This is a genomic window from Actinokineospora sp. HUAS TT18, from assembly GCF_051364635.1.
Classification (GTDB): domain Bacteria; phylum Actinomycetota; class Actinomycetes; order Mycobacteriales; family Pseudonocardiaceae; genus Actinokineospora.
In genome coordinates this window covers 3,667,854-3,690,486 of record NZ_CP195645.1, presented here as the reverse complement: position 1 = coordinate 3,690,486, position 22,633 = coordinate 3,667,854, and the positions used below count along the sequence as shown (strand labels likewise).

General features: G+C 71.1%; 21 protein-coding genes. 14 read left to right on the top strand and 7 right to left on the bottom strand.

Translation table 11 applies throughout. From position 1 onward, the window contains the following. Positions 1-48 precede the first annotated feature (48 nt). The gene (gene glgX, locus ACSHT8_RS16450) at positions 49-2,169 is read right to left on the bottom strand and encodes a glycogen debranching protein GlgX (protein WP_436501895.1); all 2,121 of its coding nucleotides are present in this window, start codon (positions 2,167-2,169) and stop codon (positions 49-51) included. 83 nt (positions 2,170-2,252) lie between these two features. Here glgX and ACSHT8_RS16445 point away from each other — a divergent pair, with 83 nt between their 5' ends. From ACSHT8_RS16445 to ACSHT8_RS16430, 4 genes are read left to right on the top strand one after another with little or no spacing between them, the layout of a single operon-like run. After that, entirely contained in the window at positions 2,253-3,077 is an 825-nt protein-coding gene (locus ACSHT8_RS16445) for an ABC transporter ATP-binding protein (RefSeq protein WP_436501894.1), read from the top strand. A gap of 52 nt (positions 3,078-3,129) precedes the next feature. Further along, a complete protein-coding gene (locus ACSHT8_RS16440; protein WP_436501893.1) occupies positions 3,130-3,909 on the top strand; it encodes an enoyl-CoA hydratase/isomerase family protein in 780 nt (259 codons plus the stop codon). Continuing rightward, entirely contained in the window at positions 3,899-4,855 is a 957-nt protein-coding gene (locus ACSHT8_RS16435; RefSeq protein WP_436501892.1) for a class I SAM-dependent methyltransferase, read from the top strand. The genes ACSHT8_RS16440 and ACSHT8_RS16435 overlap by 11 nt, the downstream gene beginning before the upstream one ends. Further along, entirely contained in the window at positions 4,856-6,028 is a 1,173-nt protein-coding gene (locus ACSHT8_RS16430; protein WP_436501891.1) for a THUMP-like domain-containing protein, read from the top strand. Here ACSHT8_RS16430 and ACSHT8_RS16425 read toward each other — a convergent pair. Beyond that, entirely contained in the window at positions 6,006-6,947 is a 942-nt protein-coding gene (locus ACSHT8_RS16425) for a nucleoside hydrolase (RefSeq protein ID WP_436501890.1), read from the bottom strand. The genes ACSHT8_RS16430 and ACSHT8_RS16425 overlap by 23 nt on opposite strands. Positions 6,948-6,996: 49 nt before the next feature. Here ACSHT8_RS16425 and ACSHT8_RS16420 point away from each other — a divergent pair, with 49 nt between their 5' ends. Then, complete coding sequence (locus tag ACSHT8_RS16420; RefSeq protein ID WP_436501889.1) at positions 6,997-7,749, top strand: acyltransferase; 753 nt, start codon at positions 6,997-6,999, stop codon at positions 7,747-7,749. On the opposite strand, the gene ACSHT8_RS16415 is transcribed toward ACSHT8_RS16420, so the two are convergent. From ACSHT8_RS16415 to ACSHT8_RS16400, 4 genes are read right to left on the bottom strand one after another with little or no spacing between them, the layout of a single operon-like run. Continuing rightward, positions 7,746-8,999, bottom strand: a complete 1,254-nt coding sequence (locus ACSHT8_RS16415; protein ID WP_436501888.1) for a glycosyltransferase family 4 protein — start codon at positions 8,997-8,999, stop codon at positions 7,746-7,748. The genes ACSHT8_RS16420 and ACSHT8_RS16415 overlap by 4 nt on opposite strands. A gap of 34 nt (positions 9,000-9,033) precedes the next feature. Next, positions 9,034-10,551 (bottom strand): 1,4-alpha-glucan branching protein domain-containing protein, encoded by a 1,518-nt coding sequence (locus ACSHT8_RS16410; protein WP_436501887.1) that lies wholly within the window; start codon positions 10,549-10,551, stop codon positions 9,034-9,036. Next, a complete protein-coding gene (locus ACSHT8_RS16405; RefSeq protein ID WP_436501886.1) occupies positions 10,548-11,324 on the bottom strand; it encodes a class I SAM-dependent methyltransferase in 777 nt (258 codons plus the stop codon). The genes ACSHT8_RS16410 and ACSHT8_RS16405 overlap by 4 nt, the downstream gene beginning before the upstream one ends. Positions 11,325-11,362: 38 nt before the next feature. After that, positions 11,363-12,196 carry an SAM-dependent methyltransferase gene (locus tag ACSHT8_RS16400; RefSeq protein ID WP_436501885.1) on the bottom strand — a complete coding sequence of 278 codons (834 nt, stop codon included), beginning with the start codon at positions 12,194-12,196 and terminating at the stop codon, positions 11,363-11,365. Positions 12,197-12,320: 124 nt separating this feature from the next. Between ACSHT8_RS16400 and ACSHT8_RS16395 the strand changes: the two genes are divergently transcribed. Next, complete coding sequence (locus ACSHT8_RS16395) at positions 12,321-13,193, top strand: helix-turn-helix domain-containing protein (protein WP_436501884.1); 873 nt, start codon at positions 12,321-12,323, stop codon at positions 13,191-13,193. A 142-nt stretch (positions 13,194-13,335) separates the two neighbouring features. Beyond that, positions 13,336-13,935 (top strand): DUF397 domain-containing protein, encoded by a 600-nt coding sequence (locus ACSHT8_RS16390; protein WP_436501883.1) that lies wholly within the window; start codon positions 13,336-13,338, stop codon positions 13,933-13,935. Positions 13,936-14,033: 98 nt separating this feature from the next. On the opposite strand, the gene ACSHT8_RS16385 is transcribed toward ACSHT8_RS16390, so the two are convergent. Beyond that, positions 14,034-14,870: a DegV family protein gene (locus ACSHT8_RS16385; RefSeq protein WP_436501882.1), complete on the bottom strand. Its 837-nt coding sequence runs from the start codon at positions 14,868-14,870 to the stop codon at positions 14,034-14,036. A 255-nt stretch (positions 14,871-15,125) separates the two neighbouring features. Here ACSHT8_RS16385 and ACSHT8_RS16380 point away from each other — a divergent pair, with 255 nt between their 5' ends. The 7 genes from ACSHT8_RS16380 (at position 15,126) to mnmA (ending at position 22,460) form a co-directional block, all read left to right on the top strand. Next, a complete protein-coding gene (locus ACSHT8_RS16380) occupies positions 15,126-15,911 on the top strand; it encodes an electron transfer flavoprotein subunit beta/FixA family protein (protein ID WP_436501881.1) in 786 nt (261 codons plus the stop codon). Between the two features lie 23 nt (positions 15,912-15,934). Then, positions 15,935-16,903 (top strand): electron transfer flavoprotein subunit alpha/FixB family protein, encoded by a 969-nt coding sequence (locus ACSHT8_RS16375; protein ID WP_436501880.1) that lies wholly within the window; start codon positions 15,935-15,937, stop codon positions 16,901-16,903. Between the two features lie 153 nt (positions 16,904-17,056). Beyond that, positions 17,057-17,821 carry a GNAT family N-acetyltransferase gene (locus tag ACSHT8_RS16370; RefSeq protein WP_436501879.1) on the top strand — a complete coding sequence of 255 codons (765 nt, stop codon included), beginning with the start codon at positions 17,057-17,059 and terminating at the stop codon, positions 17,819-17,821. Further along, entirely contained in the window at positions 17,822-18,697 is an 876-nt protein-coding gene (locus tag ACSHT8_RS16365; RefSeq protein ID WP_436501878.1) for a lysophospholipid acyltransferase family protein, read from the top strand. A 43-nt stretch (positions 18,698-18,740) separates the two neighbouring features. After that, entirely contained in the window at positions 18,741-20,099 is a 1,359-nt protein-coding gene (locus ACSHT8_RS16360) for an MFS transporter (protein WP_436501877.1), read from the top strand. Positions 20,100-20,148: 49 nt separating this feature from the next. Next, positions 20,149-21,369 carry a cysteine desulfurase family protein gene (locus ACSHT8_RS16355; protein WP_436501876.1) on the top strand — a complete coding sequence of 407 codons (1,221 nt, stop codon included), beginning with the start codon at positions 20,149-20,151 and terminating at the stop codon, positions 21,367-21,369. A 2-nt stretch (positions 21,370-21,371) separates the two neighbouring features. Then, entirely contained in the window at positions 21,372-22,460 is a 1,089-nt protein-coding gene (gene mnmA, locus ACSHT8_RS16350; protein WP_436501875.1) for a tRNA 2-thiouridine(34) synthase MnmA, read from the top strand. Positions 22,461-22,633 lie beyond the last annotated feature (173 nt).

Below are 22,633 nucleotides of genomic sequence, written 5' to 3'. Positions count from 1 at the left end.
GCGCTCGCGGGGTGTCTCATGACGTGGACTCAGGTGGCGCGCGGGGAGTCAGGGGTTATCGCGGGGCGCGCGGAGGATCAGCGCGGTGCGCGGTGGGAGGGAGATCTGGGTGCTTGGGGCGTACGTGGTCTGGGGTGTGGGGGTGCCCTGGAGGGTGTTCGTGTCCAGGGTGGGGATGAACCGATCGCCGTAGCTGGGGTCGGGGAGGGTGAACGTGGTGGGGTCTGCGCCCGCGTGCACGATCAGGAGCCAGGAGTCGTCGGCGATGGGGTCGCCTTCTCGGGTGTGGGAGAGGCATTCGGTGCCGTCGATCCACATGCCGAGGGTGCGGCGGGACTCGTCGAACCAGTCGGGGTCGGTCATGGGGGTGCCATCGGGGCGGAACCACACCAGGTCCGGTTCGCCCGACTTGGTGGGGCGGCCGTCGAAGAACTCGGGCTGGCGGAGGGCGGGGGACGCGGCCCGCAGGGAGATCAGGTTTCGGGTGAAGGCCAGCAGGGCGTCGGTGCGGGGCGTGCTGGTCCAGTCGAGCCAGGAGGTTTGGTTGTCGAGGCAGTACGGGTTGTTGTTGCCGTGCTGGGTGCGCCAGCGCTCGTCGCCGGCGGTCAGCATCGGGGTGCCGGTGGACAGCAGCAGGGTGGTCAGCAGGTTGCGGGCCTGGCGGTCGCGCAGCGAAAGCACGGCCGGGTCCGTGGTCTCGCCTTCGACGCCGGAGTTCCAGGAGCGGTTGTCGTTCGTGCCGTCCGCGCCGTGTTCGCCGTTCTCGTGGTTGTGTTTGTGGTCGTAGGAGACCAGGTCGCGCAGGGTGAAGCCGTCGTGGGCGGTGATGAAGTTGATCGACGCCCATGGCCTGCGGCGGTTGGCGGCGTACAGGTCCGACGAACCCGAAAGGCGGTAGGCCAGGTCGCGCAGGCCCGTGGCGCCGCGCCAGAAGTCGCGGGTGGTGTCGCGGTAGCGGCCGTTCCACTCCGACCAGTGGACGCCGAAGCCGCCGACGCGGTAGCCGTCGCCGGTGGCGTCCCAGGGTTCGGCGATCAGCTTGCGGGTGCTGAGGATCGGGTCGGTGGTGATCGCCGTCAGCAGCGGCGCGTCGGGGGTGAACGGGCCGCCGTCGGGGCGGCCGAGGACGCTGGCCAGGTCGAGGCGGAAGCCGTCGACGCCCATCTCGGTGGCGAAGTAGCGCATCGAGTCGGTGACGAGGCGCACGACCGCGGGCGAGCCGGGGTTGACCGTGTTGCCGCAGCCGGTGAGGTCGATGTCGTTGCCCGCGTCGTCGAGCAGGTAGTACGCGGGGGCGTCGAGGCCGCGCAGGGACACGGTGGGGCCGCTGACCGGGCCCTCGCACGTGTGGTTGTAGACGACGTCGAGGATCACTTCGATGCCCGCGGCGTGCAGGGCGGCGACCATGGTGCGGAACTCCTCGACCTCCTTGCCGCGGCGGCACGCGTAGGCGGCATGGGGGGCGAGGAAACCGAGGGTCGAATAGCCCCAATAGTTGTGGCGGCCTGACCGCAGCAGCAATGGCTCGTCGGCGAAGGTGTGCACGGGAAGCAGCTCGACCGCGGTCACGCCGAGCCGCACCAGGTAGTCGATCACGGCCGGATGCGCGAGGCCGAGGTACGTGCCGCGCTGGTCTTTGGGCACGTCCGGGTGCAGCTTGGTGAAACCGCGCACATGCAGCTCGTAGATCACCGTTTCCTCGAACGGCACGTCCGGCCGCCTGCCGGTGTCCGGGCCGCCCGGCGACGTCACCACCGACAGCGGCACCGACCCCAGCGAGTCGATCCGCGACGGCGCGCCGGTCATCGGGTCGCCGCGGTAGCCGCGGGTGGCGCCGAGGTCGGCGACCGTGCCCTCGATCCGGCGGGCGTACGGGTCGACCAGCAGCTTGGTCGGGTTGCAGCGCAGCCCCCGAGCCGGGTCGTACGGCCCGTGCACCCGGAAGCCATAGCGCTGACCAGGCGTCACCCCCGGCACGACGCCGTGCCACACGTCGAACGTGCGCTCGGTCAGCTCGACGCGCCGCTCGACGTCGCCCTCGCCGATCAGGCAGACCTCGACCGCGTCGGCGACCGACGACGCGACCGAGAACCGCACGCCACCCGCCTCCGGGTGCGCGCCGAGCGGGAACGGATGACCGGGCAGCGGGCGCGGCGAGGAGGGGGTCACCCGTCCATCCTGCCCACGATCACCCGTTGGCGCCTCCGACGGGTGACCCCCGACGCCTCCCGTCACCGCGGCGCACAGGCAGAATGACCGCCGTGACCGCGCACACTGACGCCACCGCCCCCGACGACCTGGTTGTGCACCTGACGGACGTCGGCGTCCGCCGCGGCAGCACCGACCTCCTCAAAGGGGTGAACTGGAGCGTCGAGCTCGACGAGCGCTGGGTGGTCCTCGGCGGCAACGGCGCGGGCAAGACCACGCTGCTGCGGCTCGCGGGCGCGGAACTGCACCCCACCACGGGCACCGTGCACGTCCTCGGTGAGCAGCTCGGCAAGGTCGACGTCTTCGAGCTGCGCACCCGCATCGGCTTCTGCTCCGCCGCCCTCGCGGGCCGTGTCCCCGCCGACGAACTCGTCCTCGACGTCGTCGTTTCCGCAGGCTACGCGGTCCTCGGCCGCTGGCGTGAGCAGTACGACCAGCTCGACACCGGCCGCGCCGCCGAACTGCTCAAGGCCATGGGCATCGCCCACCTCGCCGACCGCCTCTTCGGCACGCTGTCCGAGGGCGAGCGCAAGCGCGCTCTGATCGCCCGCGCGCTGATGACCGACCCCGAGCTGCTCCTGCTCGACGAGCCCGCCGCCGGGCTCGACCTCGGCGGCCGCGAGGACCTGGTGTCCCGGCTCTCCGAACTCGCGCTCGACCCCGACGCCCCGGCGACGATCCTCGTCACCCACCACGTTGAGGAGATCCCGCCCGGCTTCACCCACCTGATGCTGCTGTCGGCGGGCGGCGTGGTCGCGCAGGGGCTCATCGAGGACGTCCTGACCAGCGAGAACCTCTCGGCCGCGTTCGGCCAGTCCCTCATCCTCGAGCGTTCGGGCGACCGCTACTTCGCCCGCCGCGACGCCTAGCGGCTTTACTGACAGGTAACCTTCGGCAAACAGACCGGTAGGAGGCTCCACCGTGGGTGAGTTCGTTCGGCTTGAGGTCGAGGACGGCATCGGCACCATCCGGCTCGACCGGCCGCCGATGAACGCCATCAACCGCCAGTTGCAGGCCGAGCTTCGCGCGGCCGCGCAGGAGGCGCGCGAGCGCGACGACATCAAGGCGGTCATCGTCTACGGCGGTGAGAAGGTCTTCGCGGCGGGCGCCGACGTGAAGGAATTCGCCGAGATGTCCTACACCGACATCGCCGACTACGGACCCGAGCTCACTGGTTCGATCACCGCGATCGCCGAACTGCCCAAGCCCACGGTCGCCGCGATCACCGGCTTCGCCCTCGGCGGCGGCTTCGAACTGGCCCTGGCCTGCGACCGCCGGATCGCGGGCGACAACGCCAAGGTCGGCCAGCCGGAGATCCTGCTGGGCATCATCCCCGGTGCGGGCGGCACGCAGCGCCTGGCGCGGCTGATCGGCCCGAGCAAGACCAAGGACCTCGTCTACACCGGCCGGTTCGTCAAGGCCGACGAGGCGCTGGCGCTGGGCATGGTCGACGAGGTCGTCGCCCCCGACGACGTCTACGAAGCCGCGAAGCGCTGGGCGAGCCAGTTCACCCGGGGCGCCTCGCGCGCGCTCGCCGCGGCCAAGGCGGCCATCGACGGCGGCCTCGACAACGACCTCGCCAGCGGCCTGAAGCTGGAGACGAACCTCTTCGCGGCGCTGTTCGCCACCGAGGACCGCGACACCGGTCTCCGCTCGTTCATCGAGAACGGACCAGGAAAGGCGGAGTTCAATGGCCGCTGACCCCACGCCGAACCCGCACGCCACGGCCGAGCAGGTCGAGGCCGCGTTCGCCGACCCGAAGCTCGCCAACGTGCTCTACCACGACTGGGAAGCGGGCACGTACGACGAGAAGTGGTCGATCTCGTACGACGAGCGCTGCATCGACTACGCCGTCGGCCGCTTCAAGTCGGTCGCGGGCGACCAGGGCTGGCCCTACGAGCACGCCATGGAACTGGGCAGCGGCACCGGCTTCTTCCTGCTCAACCTGATGCAGGGCGGGGTGATCAAGAAGGGCTCGGTCACTGACCTGTCGCCAGGCATGGTCGAGGTCGCCCTGCGCAACGCGAAGGGCCTCGGGCTCGATGTGGACGGCCGAGTCGCCGACGCCGAGCGCATCCCGTACGACGACAACAGCTTCGACCTGGTCATCGGCCACGCCGTGCTGCACCACATCCCCGACATCCCGGCCGCGTTCCGCGAGATCCAGCGGGTGCTGAAGCCGGGCGGCCGGTTCGTCTTCGCCGGCGAGCCGACCAAGATCGGCGACAGGTACGCGCGCAAGCTCGGCCTGGCGACGTGGTGGCTCACCACCAACCTCACCAAGCTCGGCCCGCTGCAGGGCTGGCGCAGGCCGCAGGAGGAGCTCGACGAGTCGAGCCGCGCGGCGGCGCTGGAGGCCGTGGTCGACATCCACACCTTCGACCCCGCCGAACTGGAGTCCCAGGCCCGCGAGGCCGGGATGGTCGAGGTCAAGGCCGTCACCGAGGAGTTCGCCGCGGCGCTGTTCGGCTGGCCGGTGCGCACCTTCGAGGCCGCCGTCCCGCGCGAGAAGCTGGGCTTCGGCTGGGGCATGTTCGCCTACAAGACCTGGCAGCGGCTGTCGTGGCTCGATGAGCGGCTGTTGCGCAAGGTCCTGCCGCGCGAGCTGTTCTACAACGTGCTCATCAGCGGCCGCAAGCCGAACTGAGTGGGCTACGGGTTCACCCTCGGCGACGTGGCGTTCCTGCGGTCGCCGGACGGGGTCGCGGCGGCGGCCGAGATCGACCGGCTGCCGCTGACCTCGGCCGGCTATCTCGCCGACGTCGCGAAGGCGCGCACGCTGGCCGGTGACCGCGCGGCCGCGCTGCTGGAGACCGTGCTGCTGCGCCGGAAAGCGGCGTCCAAAGTGGACGATCCGGTCCGCTGGCTCTTCACCGACGCCGCCCTCCAGCAGGCCACCCCCACGCCCGTCGCGCGGCACCGCGCGCGCAGGCTCGCCGGGCGGACAGCGCACGACGTGACGTGTTCGGTCGGCGTCGACCTCGCCGCCGTCGCCGAGGTCGCCGACCGCGCGATCGGCTCCGACCTCGACCCGGTCCGCCTGGCCATGGCCCGCGGCAACGTGCCCGGCGTCGCGCTGGTCCGGGCCGACGCGCTCACCCCCGTGACGCGCTCGACAGCGGTCCTCGCCGATCCCGGCCGACGCGACTCGGCGGGCCGCAGGCGGTGGCGGCCGGAGGACTTCGCGCCTCCGCTCAACGCCCTCGCCGACACCTACCGCGGCCGCGACCTGGCGGTGAAGTGCGCGCCCGGCATCGACTTCGCCGACGTCCCGTGGGCCGACGAGGTCGAGGTCGTGTCCCTCGACGGCGCCGTCCGCGAAGCCTGCTTGTGGACGGGCGGACTGGCCACGGAAGCCAAGCGCCGAGCCACTGTCCTGCGCTCCGACGGTACCGAGTGGACGGTCACCGACGACCAGGACGACACCTGCCCCGTGCTCCCGGTCGGCGAGTGGATCATCGACCCGGACGGTGCCGTCGTCCGCGCGGGCCTCGTGCGCCACTACGCGGCGGCCCATGGCCTGGGCCAGCTCGACGAACGGATCGCCTACCTGACCGGCCCCGAGCCACCGCCCGGCGTCCGTGCGTTCCGCGTGCTGGAGCACGGCAAGTACACGGAGAAGGCGCTGAAGGCGACGCTGGCGAAGCGGGGCATCGGCAGGCTGGAGATCCTTGTACGCGGCCTCGAAGTCGACCCGAACGCGCTGCGTCCCCGCCTCAAACTGAAGGGAGACGGGGACGCGTCGGTCGTGCTGACCCGGATCGGCCGGGCGCCGGTGGCGATCGTGTGCGAGGCGGTCAGCTCAGCCGATCGAGGATGAACGCGCGCAGCCCGTCCACGTCGGTGTCTGTCGCGACATCGATGGCGCGGGCGTTGTGCAGGTCGTTCTGCGTCCGCAGCCGCTTGTCGGCGACGAGCGCGCCGCGAGAGGGGCCGAACGCGGTCTCGACCTGCACCGGAAACCGCTCGGTCGACAGGATGCCGGGACTGATCGCCTCGGCGACGGCCACGGCGTCGTGGATCACCAGCCCGTCGAATCCCATCAAGGCGCTGTAGTGCGCGCGGTAGGTCGCGGTCAGGCCCTCCAGCCCGGTGCCGACCGGGCCGGACACGGCCAGCTTTGCCAGCCAGTCCGCTTCGACGCGGCAGCGGTAGGTCAGGTCGATCGGGACCAGGACGGTCGGCAGGCTCTCCTCGACCAGGACGCGGTGGGCGGCCTCCGGGTCGGACCACAGGTTGAACTCGGCGGCGGCGGTGGTGTTTCCGCCGGTCAAGCCGCCGCCCATGATGACGAGCCGGTCGATCTTCGGCTTCAGTTCGGGGTGGGTCGCCAGGAGCAGCGCGACGTTCGTCAGCGGGCCGATCGGCACCAGCGTGACCGGCTCGGGTGACTCGCGGAGAACCTTGGCCATCAGCGCCACGGCGGGGAGGGGCTCGACGCCGCGCATTCGGACCGGCAGTGAGTCCGCCTGACCCGACAGGCCGTCCTCGCCGTGCGCGGCCTTGCCCTCCGACGCCTGAGGGTGCACCAGCGGCCTGGCAGCGCCGACCGCCACGGGCACGTCCTCGCGTCCGCACAGCGCCAACACCCGCAGCGCGTTGCGGGTGGTCGACTCCAGGCCCACGTTGCCGAAGACCGTGGTCACCGCGAGCAGGTCGACGTCGGCCGACCGGGCGGCGAGCGCGATGGCGAACGCGTCATCGACGCCAGGGTCCGTATCGATGATCAGACGAGTCATGCCACCACCCTTTCACCCACGCCCTACTCCTGAGTTAACGTCTTTCCCCATGACGTCGATGTGGGGCTCGCCCATCTCCGACCGCCTGCGCTTCTGGTCCCGCGCCCGCCGGGATCCGGCGCAGGCTCGGTTCCTCACGAAGGAATCTCTGCGCTGGGTGATCCGCAATCGCGCGTACACGCCGTGGTACCTGGTCCGGTACTGGCGGCTGCTCAAGCTGCGCCTCACCAACCCGCACATCGTGCTTCGGGGCATGGTGTTCCTCGGCAAGGACGTCGAGATCCACGCCAGGCCAGGGTTCGGTCGACTGGAGATCGGGCGCTGGGTGCACATCGGGGACGGCAACGCGATCCGGTGCCACGAGGGCTCCCTGCGGATCGGCGACAAGGCCGTGTTCGGGCGGCAGAACGTCGTCAACTGCTACCTGGACATCGAGTTCGGTGACGCCTCGCTCGTCGCCGACTGGGTCTACATCTGCGACTTCGACCACGTCACCGCGGATATCCACCAGCCGATCAAGGATCAGGGGATTGTGAAGTCTCCGGTGCGGATCGGGCCGGACACGTGGATCTGCACGAAGGTCACGGTGACGAAGGGGACGCGGATCGGCCGGGGCTGCGTCATCGGCGCGCACGCGGTCGTGCGTGGTGAGATTCCGGACTACGCGATCGCCGCGGGGATGCCCGCCAAGGTTGTGCGCAGCCGCCTGGACGCCTACGAGGCTGACGCGGTTCGCCGGGCGGCTATCGCTGATATGGAGCGGAAGGCGCGTAAGGCTCTGCTGAAGTCGCTGGAGAGCTAGACCAGGAACGCGTTGCCCGTCGCGATCTTCGGTCGTCCGAGCGGCGCGTGCGCGCGTGCCTCGGCCCGCAGGTATACCTCGACGGTCTGCGCGGCGATGAGATCCCAGTCGAAGTCGACCGACAGGCGGGCCTTGGCCAGCTTCGCGCGGCGGCGGGCGCTCGTCGGGTCGTCCAACACGCGGCGGACAGCGGTGGCCAGGCCGTCGAGGTCGCCGGGGGTGAAGGACAGCCCCGTCTCGCCCTCGATGACCACTTCGCCCAGGCCGCCCGCGGTCGACGCCACCAGGGGGGCGCCTGCAGCGGCGGCTTCGAGGGCGACGATGCCGAACGGCTCGTAGCGGCTGGGCAGGACCACGGTGTCGGCGGCGGCCAGCAGGGCGCCCAGGTCGCGGTCGGACAGGTGGCCCGCGAAGTCGATCGCGCGGCGCACACGGAGTTTGCGGGCAAGTTCTTCCAGGGCGACCGAGTAGGTGCCGCGACCGGCCACGACCAGTCGGGTTCCCGGGTGCGTGCGGCGGATCCGGGGGAGCGCGCCGATGATGTCCTGGACGCCCTTCTCCCACTCCAGCCTGCCGAAGAACAGCAGCAGCGGCGCGTTGTGCGGGCTGTGCGAAGCGCGGGAGGCGCGAACGGCGGCGGGCGGCACGCGCCAGCTGCGGGGTTCGATGCCGTTGTGGATGACGGTGATCGTCTCCGGTTCGACCTCGAAGAGGTGGGCGACCTCGGCGCGCATCGCCGACGAGCAGGTGATCAGGGCGTCGGCGCGGTTCGCCAGCCACCACTCGACGGAGTGGACCTGCTGGTTGAGGGGCTGCGACAGCCAGCCGCTGTGCCTGCCCGCCTCGGTCGCGTGCACGGTCGCCACCAGCGGCACCCGCGCGTGTTCGGCCAGCGCGACGGCCGGGTGGGTGACCAGCCAGTCGTGGGCGTGCACGACATCCGGCCGCCAGTCGCCGAGCAGGGACAGGCCCGCGCGGATCATCGCGTGGCCCATGGCCAGGGTCCAGGCGACCAGGTCCTTCTCGAACACCAGGTGCGTGGGGTCCTCGGCGACTCGGATCACCCGGACGCCGTCGTGCGTGCCGTCCTCGGTGGGGTGGGTCGACGCGTCGGTGCCCGCCTCGTGCCTGCACAGCACCACGACGTCATGGCCTTGGCCCGCAAGGTGGCGGGCGATCGCGTGCACGTGCCTGCCCAGCCCCCCGACCACGACGGGTGGGTACTCCCAGGACAGCATCAGCACGCGCATCGAGTGAGATCCTCGCATTCGGGTCTGGCGAACCCTACTCGCCGGTACCTAAGTGCCTGGCGTCGAGTCCGGTGAACGGCCCGTCTTCCTTGACGAGCTCGGTGGCCCTGGCTGACGCGCGATCGCGCGCTCCGGACCGCACCAGGCCCGCCAGCTCGGCGTACCGCTCGCCGTGCGTCTTGGCCCGACGCCGAGCGTAGTCAGCCGCCGAATCCTTGGTGACCATGAACGCCCAGTCGCTGGACAGCGCCAGCAGCGCCTCGCGAACGACCTGGTCAAGCACCGGATCGCGGTCGGCGGATCCGTGCTTGTCGATCAGGTCGAGCAGGTCTCGCTGGAGGTCGGCGCCCGCGTCCACCAGATCGGCCACCTGTTCGCCGTCCCACACGCGCCAGTCCTTGCCGGACCCCCACGACGACGCGGGCAGGTCGACCCGGCCGCCCAGGTGGCCCGCGTCGAGCGCCCCGCGCAGCGACGTCACCCGGACGCCGGCCTCGGGCAGCGCGCGCAGCACCTTCTCCAGCCAGACGGGGCCTTCGTGCCACCAGTGCCCGTACAGCTCCGTGTCGTAGGCCGACACGACGAGGCCGGGCTTGCCGTGCTGGTCGCGAAGGGTGTTGAGCCGCCGGACCACGGTGTCGACGAAGTCCGCGACATGCCGCTCGATGGCCTGGGCGGCAAGCGCGGGCTCGTAGGGCCGCTTGTCCTGGGGCTCGATGTGCCTGCCGGTCACCCGGGACGGCTTGAGGCCCGACGGGTGGTCGTAGGTGTGGAAGTCGCGGTAGGCGGGGTCGCCGGGGTAGCTGGCCTTGGGCGACCAGACTCGGTAGGTGACCTCCAGGTCGCGGCCGAAGCAGACGACGTCGGAGTCGCCGACGGTCCGGGCGGCGAAGGTGTCGCCGTGCAGTGCCGGGCCGTCGACCAGGAACCGCTCGACGCCCGCCGCGGCGTACCCGGTCTCCATCCCCGGCGCGTAGCCGCACTCGGGGGCCCAGATGCCCGCGGGCGTGTGGCCGATCCGTGCCGCGGTGTCCTCCAGGCCCGTACGCAGGGCGAACGCGCGCAGGCGGGGGTCGAGCAGGGGCTGGAACGGGTGCGTCGCGGGGCCGCCGATCAGCTCGATCACGCCGCTGTCGACCAGTTGCCGCAGCACCGGGGAGAACCCGCCGCGCCAGTGCGTCTCGAACTCGGTCAGCGCGGCGGCCGACGCGCGGAACTCGGCCGCGGCGACCTCGCGCAGCAGCGGGTCGGCGCTCTGCCAGCGGACCGCCGCGTACTGCGCGCGCAGGTTCCAGTTCCCCAGCCAGTCGTGCACCCCGCGCATCGCGTAGGGGTCGTCGAGTTGAGCGGCCAGGACCGGGGTGACGCCGAGGGTGAACATGTCGCGCTTGCCCTCAGCGGCGAACCGCCGGGCGAGGTCGACCAAGGGCAGATAGGAATGTGCCCACGCCTGATAGAGCCACTCCTCGCCGACCGGCCACGTGCCGTGGTGCGGCAGCCAGGGAAGGTGGCTGTGCAGGACTAACGCGAAACTGCCGATGGGCTCGCTCATGCGCGCGCGACCCCGACCAGGTCGAGGCTTGCGTCAACAGGAAAAGAGCTGTCGTCGCCGCGTCGGATCTCGAAGTCGGACGCCTCGACCGACGTGACCGCCGCCATCAGCTCGTCGGACCACGGCAGCCCGGCGACCGCGACCTCGATCTGCGCGTCGATGATCGACCCGCCGAACGCGGCGTCGAGCTCGCGCAGCCGCGGACCGTGGTGCACGCCACCGAGGAACTCCACCTCGAACCCGGCGCCGCGCAGCAGCTCGTCCATCTCGGCGCCCGACAGCTCGCGGGTGTGGAACGGGTTGAGCGGGGTGTCGCGGCCGGGGGAGAAGGTGATCCGGTTGGGCGTGGTGATCAGCAGCCGACCGCCGGGTCGCAACACCCGGCGGCACTCGGCCAGGAAGCCCTCTTGGTCCCACAGGTGCTCGATGACCTGCAGGTTCGCCACCACATCCACCGAAGCCGTGCGCAGGGGGAGGGCGGCGAGGTTGCCGCGCAGCGTGCGCACCGACGGGTAGACCTTCGCGACGTGCGCCGCGGTCAGCTCGTCGTAGTCGAGGCCGACGACAAGCCGCGCGCGCTCGGCGAGCAGGTCGGCGCCGTAGCCCTCGCCGCAGCCCGCCTCCAGCACCACCGCGTCCGCGCAGTAGTGCGCCAGGTCCAGATAGGCGACCTCGTGTCGCCTGAACCAGTAATTCTCCTGCGCGATGCCGGGGACCGTGCGCTCGCCGGTCAACGGCAGCGCGTCAGCCGGGCTCGGGTAGTCGGTGGCCACCCGGGCACGGTATCCGATGCGCTACCAGCCAGTACGCGTCAGGGTTTGACGCCGAGACCGCCCGCGATGCAGTACTGCACCTCGTCGAGGGGCTTGATCTGCGGGCCGTCCGGCCACCACTCGGCGCACAGCGTGACGCCGGGGTCGACCATGCTCAGGCCCGGGAACATGCCCTCGATCTGTTCCCGCGTGCGGAACACGCCGGTGCCCATGGGGCTGTGGATGAACACGTCCTCCATGCGGCGGGCGAGCGCGCTGTACTCGTTGAGCGGGTCGAGGAAGTGGCTGATGCCGACGATCGAGCCCGACGGGAGGGCGTCGATGTAGGTCTTCATGATGTCCGCTGGGGCGCGCTCACCGTCGTAGTGGTGGATCGTGCCCATCTGGAACAGTGCGATCGGCTGGGTGAAGTCGAGGTGCTTGCGGACGGTCTCGTCGGCGAGGATGCGCTCGGGCTCGAAGATGTCCTCGGCGATGAAGTGCGTCTGCTCGTTCTCCTCGAGCAGGGCGCGGCCGTGGGCCAGGACGACGGGGTCGTTGTCGACGTAGACGACGACCGAGTCGGGCTCGATGCGCTGGGCGACCTGGTGGGTGTTCTCCGCGGTCGGCAGACCTGAACCGAGGTCGAGGTACTGCTTGATGCCGGTCTGGTTCGCGATGAACCGGGTGGCGCGGATGAGGAAGGCGCGGTTGTCGTAGGCGAGCTGCGCGGCCTCCGGCGCCACCGCCTTGACGCGGCGGAACACCTCACGGTCGATCTCGTAGTTGTCCTTGCCGTTGAGGAACGCGTCGTAGACTCTCGCGATGCTTGCCTTCGATGTGTCTATGTAGACAGGGACATCACGGTCGGTCTGCTGCGCGTCAGTCGTCATACTGTCCTCACAGAGCGTCGTGGATCATGGACGTTGCGGAGTCAAGGAGTACCCTCACCTTAGGGGTGTGGGCAAGCGCGCGCCCCGGACGGGTTAGCACGCAGGAGTCGCGAAGGGACGGAGCGTGGCCGAGCGCCGCAATGACGGGCAGAGCACTGGCCCGACCGCGCGCAGGATCGTGCTCGGCTCCCAGCTGCGCAAACTCCGCGAGAAGGCCGAGGTCAGCCGCGCCGACGCGGGCTACGTCATCCGCGGCTCGGAGTCGAAGATCAGCCGGATGGAACTCGGCCGCGTCGGCTTCAAGGAACGAGATGTCGAAGACCTGCTGACCATGTACGGCGTCACCGACCCGACCGAGCGCGAACAGTTCCTCGCGCTGGTCAAGCAGTCGAACGAGCCGGGCTGGTGGCACCGCTACAGCGACCTGATGCCCAACTGGTTCACCGACTACGTCGGGCTCGAGGAGTCGGCCTCCCGCATCCAGACCTGTGAGCTGCAGTTCGTGCCCGGCCTGCTGCAGACCGAGGAGTACACCAGGGTGCTGGCCAGCCACGGCCGCCCCGAACGCGCCTCCGACGAGACCGAGCGCCGGGTCACCCTGCGCATGTCCCGCCAGAAGGTCCTCCACCGCACCGACGCGCCCAAGCTGTGGGCGGTCATCGACGAGTCGGTGCTGCATCGCCCGATCGGTGGGCAGCGGGTGCTGCGCGACCAGATCGACCACCTGCTCGAGGTCACCCGCCTGCCCAACATCACGCTCCAGGTCGTGCCCTACGCGCTGTCGGGCTACGCGGCGGAGACGTCGTTCACCGTGCTGCGCTTCACCGAGCCCGAGCTGCCCGACCTGGTCTACGTCGAGCACCTCGGCGGCGCGGTCTACCTCGACCGACGCGACGAGATCGAGCTCTACAGCCGCGTCGTCGACCGGCTCGCGGTCGACGCGGAGACGCCGAGCCGGTCCCGCCAGATCCTCATGAAGCGGCGCGCCGAGATCTGACCTGACCCCCTGCGCACACCCACTCGCAGTGTGCAATCGACACGATCGGATGCACGTGCATTTGCCAGATCGTTCACCCGTGTTACGGTCGTCACGTTCAAATGCACGTGCATCTGCATCGTGAGTCGGGAGGCGGGGTCCCATGACTGAGATCCGTAACGGAGTTTCGGCGGAGCTGGTATCCGGCGCGCGCTGGCGCAAGGGCAGCCGCAGTGGCGCGGTCGGCAACTGTGTCGAGGTCTCGCCGGTCGGCGACGGCCGCACGGCCATCCGCGATTCCAAGGCCCCCACCGGCCCGGCGCTGGTGTTCTCCGGCCAGGTCATCCGCTCGTTCGCCACCGCCGCGCGCGGCGGGGTGCTGCGCATGCCGACCGCGGAGACCTACCTGCGCAGGCTCGTCGCCCGCGGCTACGACTTCCTGCACCCGCGCGACGCGAAGGGCGAGATCGCCGCCGTCGTCGGTGTGCGCGCCCACCACAACGTCATCGACGTCATCCGCCTGCACGCCGAGGACAACGCGATCGCCTCGCGCCTGCCCGCCGACGCCGCCGACGTGATCAACCCCAGTGACGTGCTGTGGCAGCGCGCGGGCTGGGCCACCGACGTCCTCCGCGACCTGATCGCGCTTCCCGACGACCGCACCCCCGGCGCGCTGAGCCGCCCGCGGAGCGAGACGTCGGCCTCCGGCTGCTGGGTGCCCACCGCCCCCGGCCGCGCCAAGTGGCTTCCAGCGACGGCCTGACCCCTGGCGTCGTTGCGACAGTGCTGACCGGCGCGCCCCGGTCAGCAGCGAAGGTCACCTTCCCCAGGGGAGGTGACCTTCGCCTTATATAAGTAGGTCTACGCCGGGGAAATCGTGATGCCCAGCGCGCCTGGTCCCAAGTGGACGGCCAGTGCCGAGCTCACCTCGGTGATGAGCGACGACCGGGTGCGTGGGATCCGCGGCGCGATCGCGTCGAGCAGCTGCCTGGCCTCTTCCGGCGCGCCCGCGTGCTCGACGGCCACGTCCACATCGCGTCCCTCGGCCCGCCGGACCCCGATGTCGGCCAGCCGCCGCACCGCCCGGTGTGCCCCGAGGACCTTCTCCAGCGGTGCGACCTGACCCTCCTTCATGGTCAGGAGGGGTTTGAGCGACAGGGCGCTGCCGATGAACTTCGCGGCCGCGCCGATGCGTCCGCCGCGGCGCAGGTACTCCAGCGTGTCGACGTAGATCAGCTCGCTGCTGTCGTCGAGCCTGCGCGCCAGCGTCGCCATGATCCGGTCCGGGTCGCCGCCCGCCGCGGCGACCCTGGCCGCGGCGGCGGCCGCGTAGCCCAGGCTCATGCCGGAGGTGCCCGAGTCGAGCACGTGCACGGGGATCGTCGACTCGCGCGCCGCGGCGAGCGCGTGCTCATAGGTCTTCGACTGGAGAGCCGAGATGTGTACGGAGACGACAGCGTCGGCGCCGTCGGCCGCGGCCTGCTGGTAGGCCCAGAAGAACGCCGCGGCCTCCGGCGGCAGGGTCGACACGGCCCGACCGGCGCGCAGCGCGTCGAGGACCGCCGCGTGCGGGATCCGACCCTCGTCGTCGACGTGGCCGTCGATGCTGACCTGCACCGGAATCACCCGCAGCCGCCACTGCGCCGCGAGATCGGCGGGCAGACTGGCGGTGGAATCGGTGACTACGGCGACCCTCATCTCATCGACGATAGTCCTTTCGGACCAGTCGGCCCGGCCCCTGAGGTGGCCGTTCGTGAGGACCATCACGACACCCGGGTGCTTGCCCTGGTTTGCACACTCGCTACTGATGAGTAACATCGGCGTGGTCAAGGCCACCGTGTCAGTCGGACGACCCGCATGGCAAGGTCAGCCGAACCGCACGAGAATCCAAGGCGGGGCGCTGCCTACCGGCGGCGAACACGGTGCTCGTTCCCAGGAGGTCGAAGAAGACCCATGCCAAACATCGTTGTCCTGGTCAAGCAGGTGCCAGACACCTACTCGGAGCGCAAGCTCTCCGACTCCGACCACACGCTGGATCGTGAGTCCGCCGACGCGGTGCTCGACGAGATCAACGAGCGCGCCGTCGAGGAAGCGCTGCTGATCAAGGAGGCACAGGGCGGCGAGGTCACCGTGCTGAGCGTCGGCCCCGACCGTGCCACCGAGGCGATCCGCAAGGCCCTGTCCATGGGCGCGGACAAGGCGGTCCACGTCTCCGACCCCGCGCTGCACGGCTCGTGCGTCCTGCAGACCTCCAAGGTCATCGCCGCCGCGATCGGCACCGTCGACGCCGTCGACCTCGTCATCGCGGGCAACGAGGCGACCGACGGCCGCTCGGGTGCCGTCCCGGCGATCCTGGCCGAGCTGCTGGGCTACCCGCAGCTCACCCACGCCCGCAAGGTCAGCATCGAGGGCACCACGATCAAGGTCGAGCGCGAGACCGACGAGGGCATCACGCACCTCGAGGCCTCCCTGCCCGCCGTGGTCAGTGTCGGCGAGAAGATCAACGAGCCGCGCTACCCGTCCTTCAAGGGCATCATGGCCGCCAAGAAGAAGCCGGTCAGCACGCTCACCGTCGCCGACCTCGGCATCGACGCGGGCGAGGTCGGCCTGGCCAACGCCACGTCGTCGGTGCTCGAGGCCGCCCCGAAGCCGCCGCGCGCGGCCGGGCAGCGCGTGAGCGACGAGGGTGACGGCGGCGTCAAGATCGCCGAGTACCTCATCTCCCAGAAGCTCATCTGACAAGCAGCGAAGGAGGAAACCCCATGTCCGAAGTTCTGGTCCTCGTCGACCACGTCGACGGCGAGATCAAGAAGGTCACCTTCGAGCTGCTGACCGCGGCCCGCCAGCTCGGTGAGCCGTCGGCCGTCGTCGTCGGCTCGCCCGGCACCGCGGCCAAGCTCAAGGAGTCGCTGGCGTCCTACGGCGCGGCCAAGGTCTACGTGGCCGAGTCCGACGACGCCACCGCCTACCTGGTCACCCCGAAGGTCGACGTCCTCGCGGCGCTGGTGGAGAAGGCGGCCCCCGCGGCCGTCCTGATCGCCGCCACCGCCGACGGCAAGGAGGTCGCCGGTCGGCTGGCCGCGCGCACCGGCTCCGGCCTGCTGGTCGACGCCGTCGGCATCGAGGGCTCCGCCGGTGACGTCACCGCGGTGCAGTCGATCTTCGGTGGCGCGTTCGTGGTCAAGTCGAAGTCCAACAAGGGCACGCCGATCGTCTCGGTGCGCCCCGGTGGCCTCGAGGCCGAGCCCGCCCAGGGCGCGGCGGCCGAGGAGACCGTGGACGTGCCCGCGGCCGACGCGGCCAAGTCGGCGCGCATCACCGGCCAGGAGCCCATCGTCGGCGGCGACCGCCCCGAGCTCACCGAGGCGTCGATCGTCGTCTCCGGTGGCCGCGGTGTCGGCTCGGCCGAGCAGTTCGAGGTCGTGGAGAAGCTCGCGGACGCGTTCGGCGCAGCCGTCGGCGCCTCCCGCGCGGCCGTGGACTCCGGCTACTACCCGGCGCAGTTCCAGGTCGGGCAGACCGGCAAGACCGTGTCCCCGCAGCTCTACGTCGCCCTCGGCATCTCCGGGGCGATCCAGCACCGCGCGGGCATGCAGACCTCGAAGACCATCGTCGCGGTCAACAAGGACGCCGAGGCGCCGATCTTCGAGATCGCCGACTTCGGTGTCGTCGGCGACCTGTTCGCCGTCGCGCCGCAGCTGACCGACGAGGTCGCCAAGCGCAAGGGCTGATCAACTCATTCGGCTGAATCGGGGCGGTTCCCTTCCGGGAACCGCCCCGTTTCGTTATTTTTCGACTCTGGAACCCGCAATTCACAAAGTTTCCACCGATCCGTCACGGAAACGGGGCCGTTTAAGTTGGTGACCAGGCCGTATACAGAACGCATGACGCAGGCCCACGTGCTGGTGAGCACCCCCGAGTCGGGACCGGATGCTCCCCGCTATTCGCTGCTCGTTGCCCAGGACGGCGCCGAGGTGCGCGCCGCTCAGAGACTGCGCCACCAGGTCTTCGCGGAGGAGATGGGCGCGACCCTGCACTCGACCGAGGCGGGCATCGACGTCGACCACTTCGACGAGTTCTGCGACCACCTGGTGGTGCGGGAGGACTCGACCGGCGAGATCGTCGGGACCTACCGGATGCTGCCGCCGGAGCGCGCCACCGAGGCGGGCAGCCTGTACTCCGAGACCGAGTTCGACCTGTCGAAGCTGGTCGACCTGCGGTCCGCCCTGGTGGAGACCGGCCGCTCCTGCGTGCACGCCGACCACCGCAACGGCGCCGTCGTCAGCCTGGTGTGGGCGGGCATCGCGCGCTACATGCTGCTTTCGGGTCGCAGCTGGCTCGCTGGCTGCGCCTCGGTGCCGCTGGCCGACGGCGGCACCCTCGCCGCGGGCGTGTGGAACACCGTGCGCACCAAGCACTACGCGGACGAGCGGTACCGCGTGCAGCCGCTCAACCCGTGGGACGTCGACTCGGTCGCCGCGCCCGCCCGCACGGTCATGCCCCCGCTACTCAAGGGCTACCTGCGCCTGGGCGCGTGGGTGTGCGGGCCGCCCGCGCTCGACGCCGACTTCGGGGTCGCCGACTTCTTCGTGCTCCTGGGCCTCGAGCACGTCGACCAGCGGTATCTGAAGTTCTTCCTGGGGGAGTAGATGTCCCACGCGTGGATGCCGACCTCGCCCTGCGGGTCGCAGTGCCTCACCGGTGACGAGCCCACCGTGGGCCGCGCCCGCGTCGTGGCCCGGCTCGCAGGCGCCCTGGGGGTGCTGCTGGCCAGCCTGCTGGCGCTGCCGGTGCTGCCGATCATCGGCGCCCGGGGCCGGGAGCTGCTCGCCAAGGGGATCTTCCGGGCGCTGCTCAACGCCTTCGGGGTGAAGCTGCAGGTCACCGGGGAGTTGCCGCCCGCCAAGGGGCGCGGCGCGCTGGTGACGGCCAACCACATCTCGTGGCTCGACATCGCCGCGGTCAACGCCGTGCGGCCGATGCGTGCGCTGGCCAAGCTCGACATCCGCGCCTGGCCGGTGCTGGGGCCGATCGTCGCGGCGGCGGGTTCGGTGTTCCTCGACCGGGAGAACCTGCGCGCGCTGCCCAAGACGATGAACGAGCTGGCCGAGGCGATGCGCAACGGCTCGCAGGTCTATGTGTGCCCGGAGGGCACGACCTGGTGCGGCCAGGGCCTCGGCAAGTTCCGGCACGCGGTGTTCCAGGCCGCCATCGACGGCGGCGTGCCGGTGCGTCCGCTGGCGCTGCGGTTCCGCATGGCGGACGGCCGCGAGACGAGCGCGCCGTCGTTCATCGGCACCGAGACGATCATCGACTCGGTCATGCGGGTCGCCCGGCTGCGTGGGCTGGTGCTGGAGCTGCACATCCTCGACGAGATCGCCCCTGGTCGGGCCGCCAACCGCCGTGAGCTGGCCGCACTGGCCGAGGCGGCGACGAGTTCGGCGCTCGGCCGCGTCATGCTGCCCGCGCAGCGGCGCCGGATCCCGCGCACGACGCTGCACGAGAACACCAAGCTGGCCGGGTAAAAGGACTGGACCTCCAGCCCACTAGAGGGAGCACGATGACCGCGTGACGGTCACCGAGACACCCAGCAGAGCGCTGTGGCACGCCGACAACCGCGCCACGACGGTCGGCATCCTGCTCCTCATCACCATCGCCGCCTTCGAGCACCTCGGCGTCAGCACCGCGATGCCGCGCATGCTGGCCGACCTCGACGGCGGCGCGTACTACTCGTGGCCGTTCACCGCCTTCCTCGCCGCGAGCGTCATGGCCACGGTCCTGTCCGGGCGCGCGTGCGACCGCGTCGGCCCTGGGCCGGTGCTTTACGTGGGGCCCGCGGTGTTCCTGGCCGGTCTGCTGGTCGCGGGCACCGCCGACGGCATGGTGACGCTGCTGGTCGGCCGGGTGCTGCAGGGGCTGGGGCTGGGCACCGAGATCGTGGCGATCTATGTCCTGGTGGCGCTGGTCTATCCGGAGAGGTCGCGGCCGGCCGCGTTCGGCCTGCTGTCGGCCGCGTGGGTTGTCCCCTCGATCGTCGGGCCCACGCTCGCTGGCCTGGTCACCGAATCGCTCGGCTGGCGCTGGGTGTTCCTCGGCCTGGCGCCGCTCGCCCTGCTCGGGGCCGTTCTGCTGATACCCGCGCTGCGGTCGCTCCCGGTGCCTTCGCGGGCGCCGTCGACCCGGCGCGGCCTGCCGCTGGCCGCTGTCGCCGCCGGACTGGGCATCCCGGCGGTGAGCTGGGCGGCCCAACACCCCTCGCTCGGCACGCTCTGGCTGGCGCTGGCCGGGGTCGCGCTGCTGGTGCCCGCGCTCCGCACGCTGCTGCCCACCGGAACGCTGACCGCGCGTCGCGGCCTGCCCAGCGCAGTGCTCGCCCGAGGGCTGCTCGCGGGCGCGTTCTTCGGCGTCGAGGCGTTCCTGCCGCTGACGCTGACGGCCGTGCACGGGTACTCGCCCGCGCTGGCCGGGCTGCCGTTGACGCTGGGCGCGCTGGGCTGGTCGGCGGCCTCGCACTGGCAGGGCCGCAACCCGGACATCCCTCGCACCACCCTGATCCGCTGGGGCTTCGCGATACTCGCCGTCGGGCTCGCCGCGTCCGTGCTCATCGCCCCGACCTGGGGATTCGGCTGGCTCGCCGGAGTGGTGTGGGTCGTGTGCGGCGCCGGGATGGGGCTGTCTTTCCCGTCGATCAACGTCTTGGTGCTGGGCATCTCCGACGAGCGCGACCGCGGGTTCAACTCGGCGGCGACCCAGGTGGCGGACATGATGTTCTCGGCGGCCTGCGTCGGGTTCGGCGGTGTCCTGCTGGTCTCGCTGGCCTCCGCCGCGGCGCCCACCGCTGCGGTCATCCCGCTCAACCTGGCCATGGCCGGGATCGCGGTCGTCGGATTCGTCCTGTTCAGCCGTCGGGAAACGGAACCGGTGTGACCAGGTCTGGTGACAGGCACCCCGGAGTGCGGGCTACCCTGGTTGAGCGATGACCTATCTCGACCACGCCGCCACCACGCCGATCCTGCCCCAGGTGGCCGAGGCGTTGACCAAGGCGTTGACCACTTACGGCAACGCCTCGTCCCTGCACACCTCCGGCCGCCGCGCGCGCCGCGCGGTCGAGGAGGCCCGCGAGACGCTGGCCGCGGCGCTGGGCGCGCGCCCGTCCGAGGTGATCTTCACCTCCGGCGGCACCGAGAGCGACAACCTCGCCGTCAAGGGCGTCTACTGGGCCCGCCGCGCCCAGGACCCGGCCCGCAGGCGCGTGCTGGTGTCCGCGGTCGAGCACCACGCCGTGCTCGACGCCGCGCTGTGGCTGGCCGAGCACGAGGACGCCGAGGTCACGCTGCTGGAGGTCGACGCGTTCGGGCGCGTCCACGAGGACACCCTGCGCGCGGCCATCGCCGAGGACCCGGCCTCCGTCGCGGTGGTCAGCGTGATGTGGGCCAACAACGAGGTCGGCACGGTCAATCCGATCGGCGAACTCGCCCGCGCGTGCGCTGCCCACGGGATCCCGTTCCACACCGACGCCGTGCAGGCGGTCGGTGTTCTCCCGGTCGACTTCGCGGGCAGCGGCGCGAGCGCCATGACGGTGTCCGGCCACAAGGTCGGCGGCCCGTTCGGCGTCGGCGCCCTGCTGCTGGGCCGCGACGTGCCCTGCACGTCGGTGTCGCACGGCGGCGGCCAGGAACGCGACGTGCGCTCCGGCACCCTCGACGCCCCCGCCATCGTCGCCTTCGCCGAGGCCGTCTCGATCGCGGCCGGGGAACGCGCCGAGCGCGCCGCGCGGCTGACCGAACTGCGCGACGACCTGGTCGCCCGGCTGGCGGCCGAACTGCCCGACGCGGTACTCAACGGCGACCCCGGACAGTCCACTGTGGCCGACGGGCCGTCCCGACTGCCCGGCAACGCCCACTTCTCGTTCCCCGGCTGCGAGGGCGACAGCCTGCTGATGCTGCTCGACGCCAAGGGCATCGAGTGCTCCACCGGCTCGGCCTGCACCGCGGGCGTCGCCCAGCCCAGCCACGTGCTGCTCGCGATGGGCGCCGAACCCGCCATCGCGCGCGGCTCGCTGCGCTTCTCGCTCGGCCACACGTCCACCGAGGCCGACGTCGACGCGCTGATCGAGGCCATCGGCCCGGTGGTCGAGCGCGCCAGGAGCGCCGGACTCGCCGGGATGCGGCGGTCGAAGTCCCCAGCGGAGGTATGAGAGTGCGTGTTCTAGCCGCGATGAGCGGCGGAGTCGACTCCGCCGTGGCCGCCGCGCGCGCGGTCGAGGCGGGCCACGAGGTCGTCGGGGTGCACCTGGCCCTGTCGGCCAAGCCCGGCACCCTGCGCACCGGCTCGCGCGGCTGCTGCACCGTCGAGGACGCCCACGACGCGCGCCGGGTCGCCGACCTGCTCGGCATCCCCTTCTACGTGTGGGACTTCGCCGAGCGCTTCACCGAGGACGTCGTCGAGGACTTCGTCGCCGAGTACGCCGCGGGCCGCACGCCCAACCCGTGCCTCAAGTGCAACGAGCGCATCAAGTTCGAGGCCCTGCTGGACAAGGCCATAGCCCTCGGCTTCGACGCGGTGTGCACCGGCCACTACGCCCGTCTGTCCCAAGTGGACGGCCGCCCCGAGCTCCGGCGCAGCGCCGACCTCGGCAAGGACCAGTCCTACGTGCTGGCCTCGCTCACCCCGGAGCAGCTCGCGCACGCCATGTTCCCCCTCGGCGACTCGGTGAAGTCCGACGTGCGCGCCGAGGCCGTCGCGCGCGGCCTGATGGTCGCCGAGAAGCCCGACAGCTACGACATCTGCTTCATCCCCGACGGCGACACCCGGGCGTTCCTCACGAACAAGCTCGGCGAACGCCCCGGCCAACTCGTCGACGACGAGACCGGCGCGGTGCTCGGCGTGCACGCGGGCGTCCACGGCTTCACCGTCGGCCAGCGCCACGGCCTCGGCATCGACACCCCCGCCCCGGATGGCAGGCCCCGGTATGTGCTCGGCCTGGAGCCGGTCAGCGGGACCGTCCGCGTCGGGTCGATCGACAAGCTGGCGGTGCGCGAGATCGTCGCCGCCCGCCCCATCTGGCCCTCCGGCGTGCCGCTGACGGGCCCGGTCGACTGCGTCGCCCAGGTTCGCGCCCACGGCGGCACCGCCCCCGCCACCGCGACCCTCGTCGACGGCGACCTCGTCGTCCGACCGTCGGAGGACCTGCGCGGTGTGGCCCCCGGTCAGGCCGTCGTCCTCTACCGCCCCGACGCGGCAGGCGACGTGGTCCTGGGCAGCGGAATGATCTCGGCGACCAACTAGGCCGGACGAGCACCCCTTACATAGACGCTGCGTAATCGGGCGGTTCGCGTCGCACGATTGGGTAATCGCGTTACGCAGGCACGATGCGGATCGACGTATCTAGTGGACTCGGACCTGCTCTACTAACGATGAGCAGGTCGGGTGGCCCGTACGACACCGACCGTGACCGAACG

Excerpts from the sequence above, each read along its gene's own strand:
- ACSHT8_RS16370 (WP_436501879.1), top strand. The coding sequence starts at position 17,057 with ATGACGCAGGCCCACGTGCTGGTGAGCACCCCCGAGTCGGGACCGGAT.
- ACSHT8_RS16385 (WP_436501882.1), bottom strand. The coding sequence starts at position 14,870 with ATGAGGGTCGCCGTAGTCACCGATTCCACCGCCAGTCTGCCCGCCGAT.
- ACSHT8_RS16400 (WP_436501885.1), bottom strand. The coding sequence starts at position 12,196 with ATGACGACTGACGCGCAGCAGACCGACCGTGATGTCCCTGTCTACATA.
- ACSHT8_RS16375 (WP_436501880.1), top strand. The coding sequence starts at position 15,935 with ATGTCCGAAGTTCTGGTCCTCGTCGACCACGTCGACGGCGAGATCAAG.
- ACSHT8_RS16445 (WP_436501894.1), top strand. The coding sequence starts at position 2,253 with ATGACCGCCGTGACCGCGCACACTGACGCCACCGCCCCCGACGACCTG.
- ACSHT8_RS16365 (WP_436501878.1), top strand. The coding sequence starts at position 17,822 with ATGTCCCACGCGTGGATGCCGACCTCGCCCTGCGGGTCGCAGTGCCTC.
- ACSHT8_RS16420 (WP_436501889.1), top strand. The coding sequence starts at position 6,997 with ATGACGTCGATGTGGGGCTCGCCCATCTCCGACCGCCTGCGCTTCTGG.
- ACSHT8_RS16355 (WP_436501876.1), top strand. The coding sequence starts at position 20,149 with ATGACCTATCTCGACCACGCCGCCACCACGCCGATCCTGCCCCAGGTG.
- ACSHT8_RS16390 (WP_436501883.1), top strand. The coding sequence starts at position 13,336 with ATGACTGAGATCCGTAACGGAGTTTCGGCGGAGCTGGTATCCGGCGCG.
- ACSHT8_RS16435 (WP_436501892.1), top strand. The coding sequence starts at position 3,899 with ATGGCCGCTGACCCCACGCCGAACCCGCACGCCACGGCCGAGCAGGTC.
- ACSHT8_RS16415 (WP_436501888.1), bottom strand. The coding sequence starts at position 8,999 with ATGCGCGTGCTGATGCTGTCCTGGGAGTACCCACCCGTCGTGGTCGGG.
- ACSHT8_RS16410 (WP_436501887.1), bottom strand. The coding sequence starts at position 10,551 with ATGAGCGAGCCCATCGGCAGTTTCGCGTTAGTCCTGCACAGCCACCTT.
- ACSHT8_RS16380 (WP_436501881.1), top strand. The coding sequence starts at position 15,126 with ATGCCAAACATCGTTGTCCTGGTCAAGCAGGTGCCAGACACCTACTCG.
- ACSHT8_RS16425 (WP_436501890.1), bottom strand. The coding sequence starts at position 6,947 with ATGACTCGTCTGATCATCGATACGGACCCTGGCGTCGATGACGCGTTC.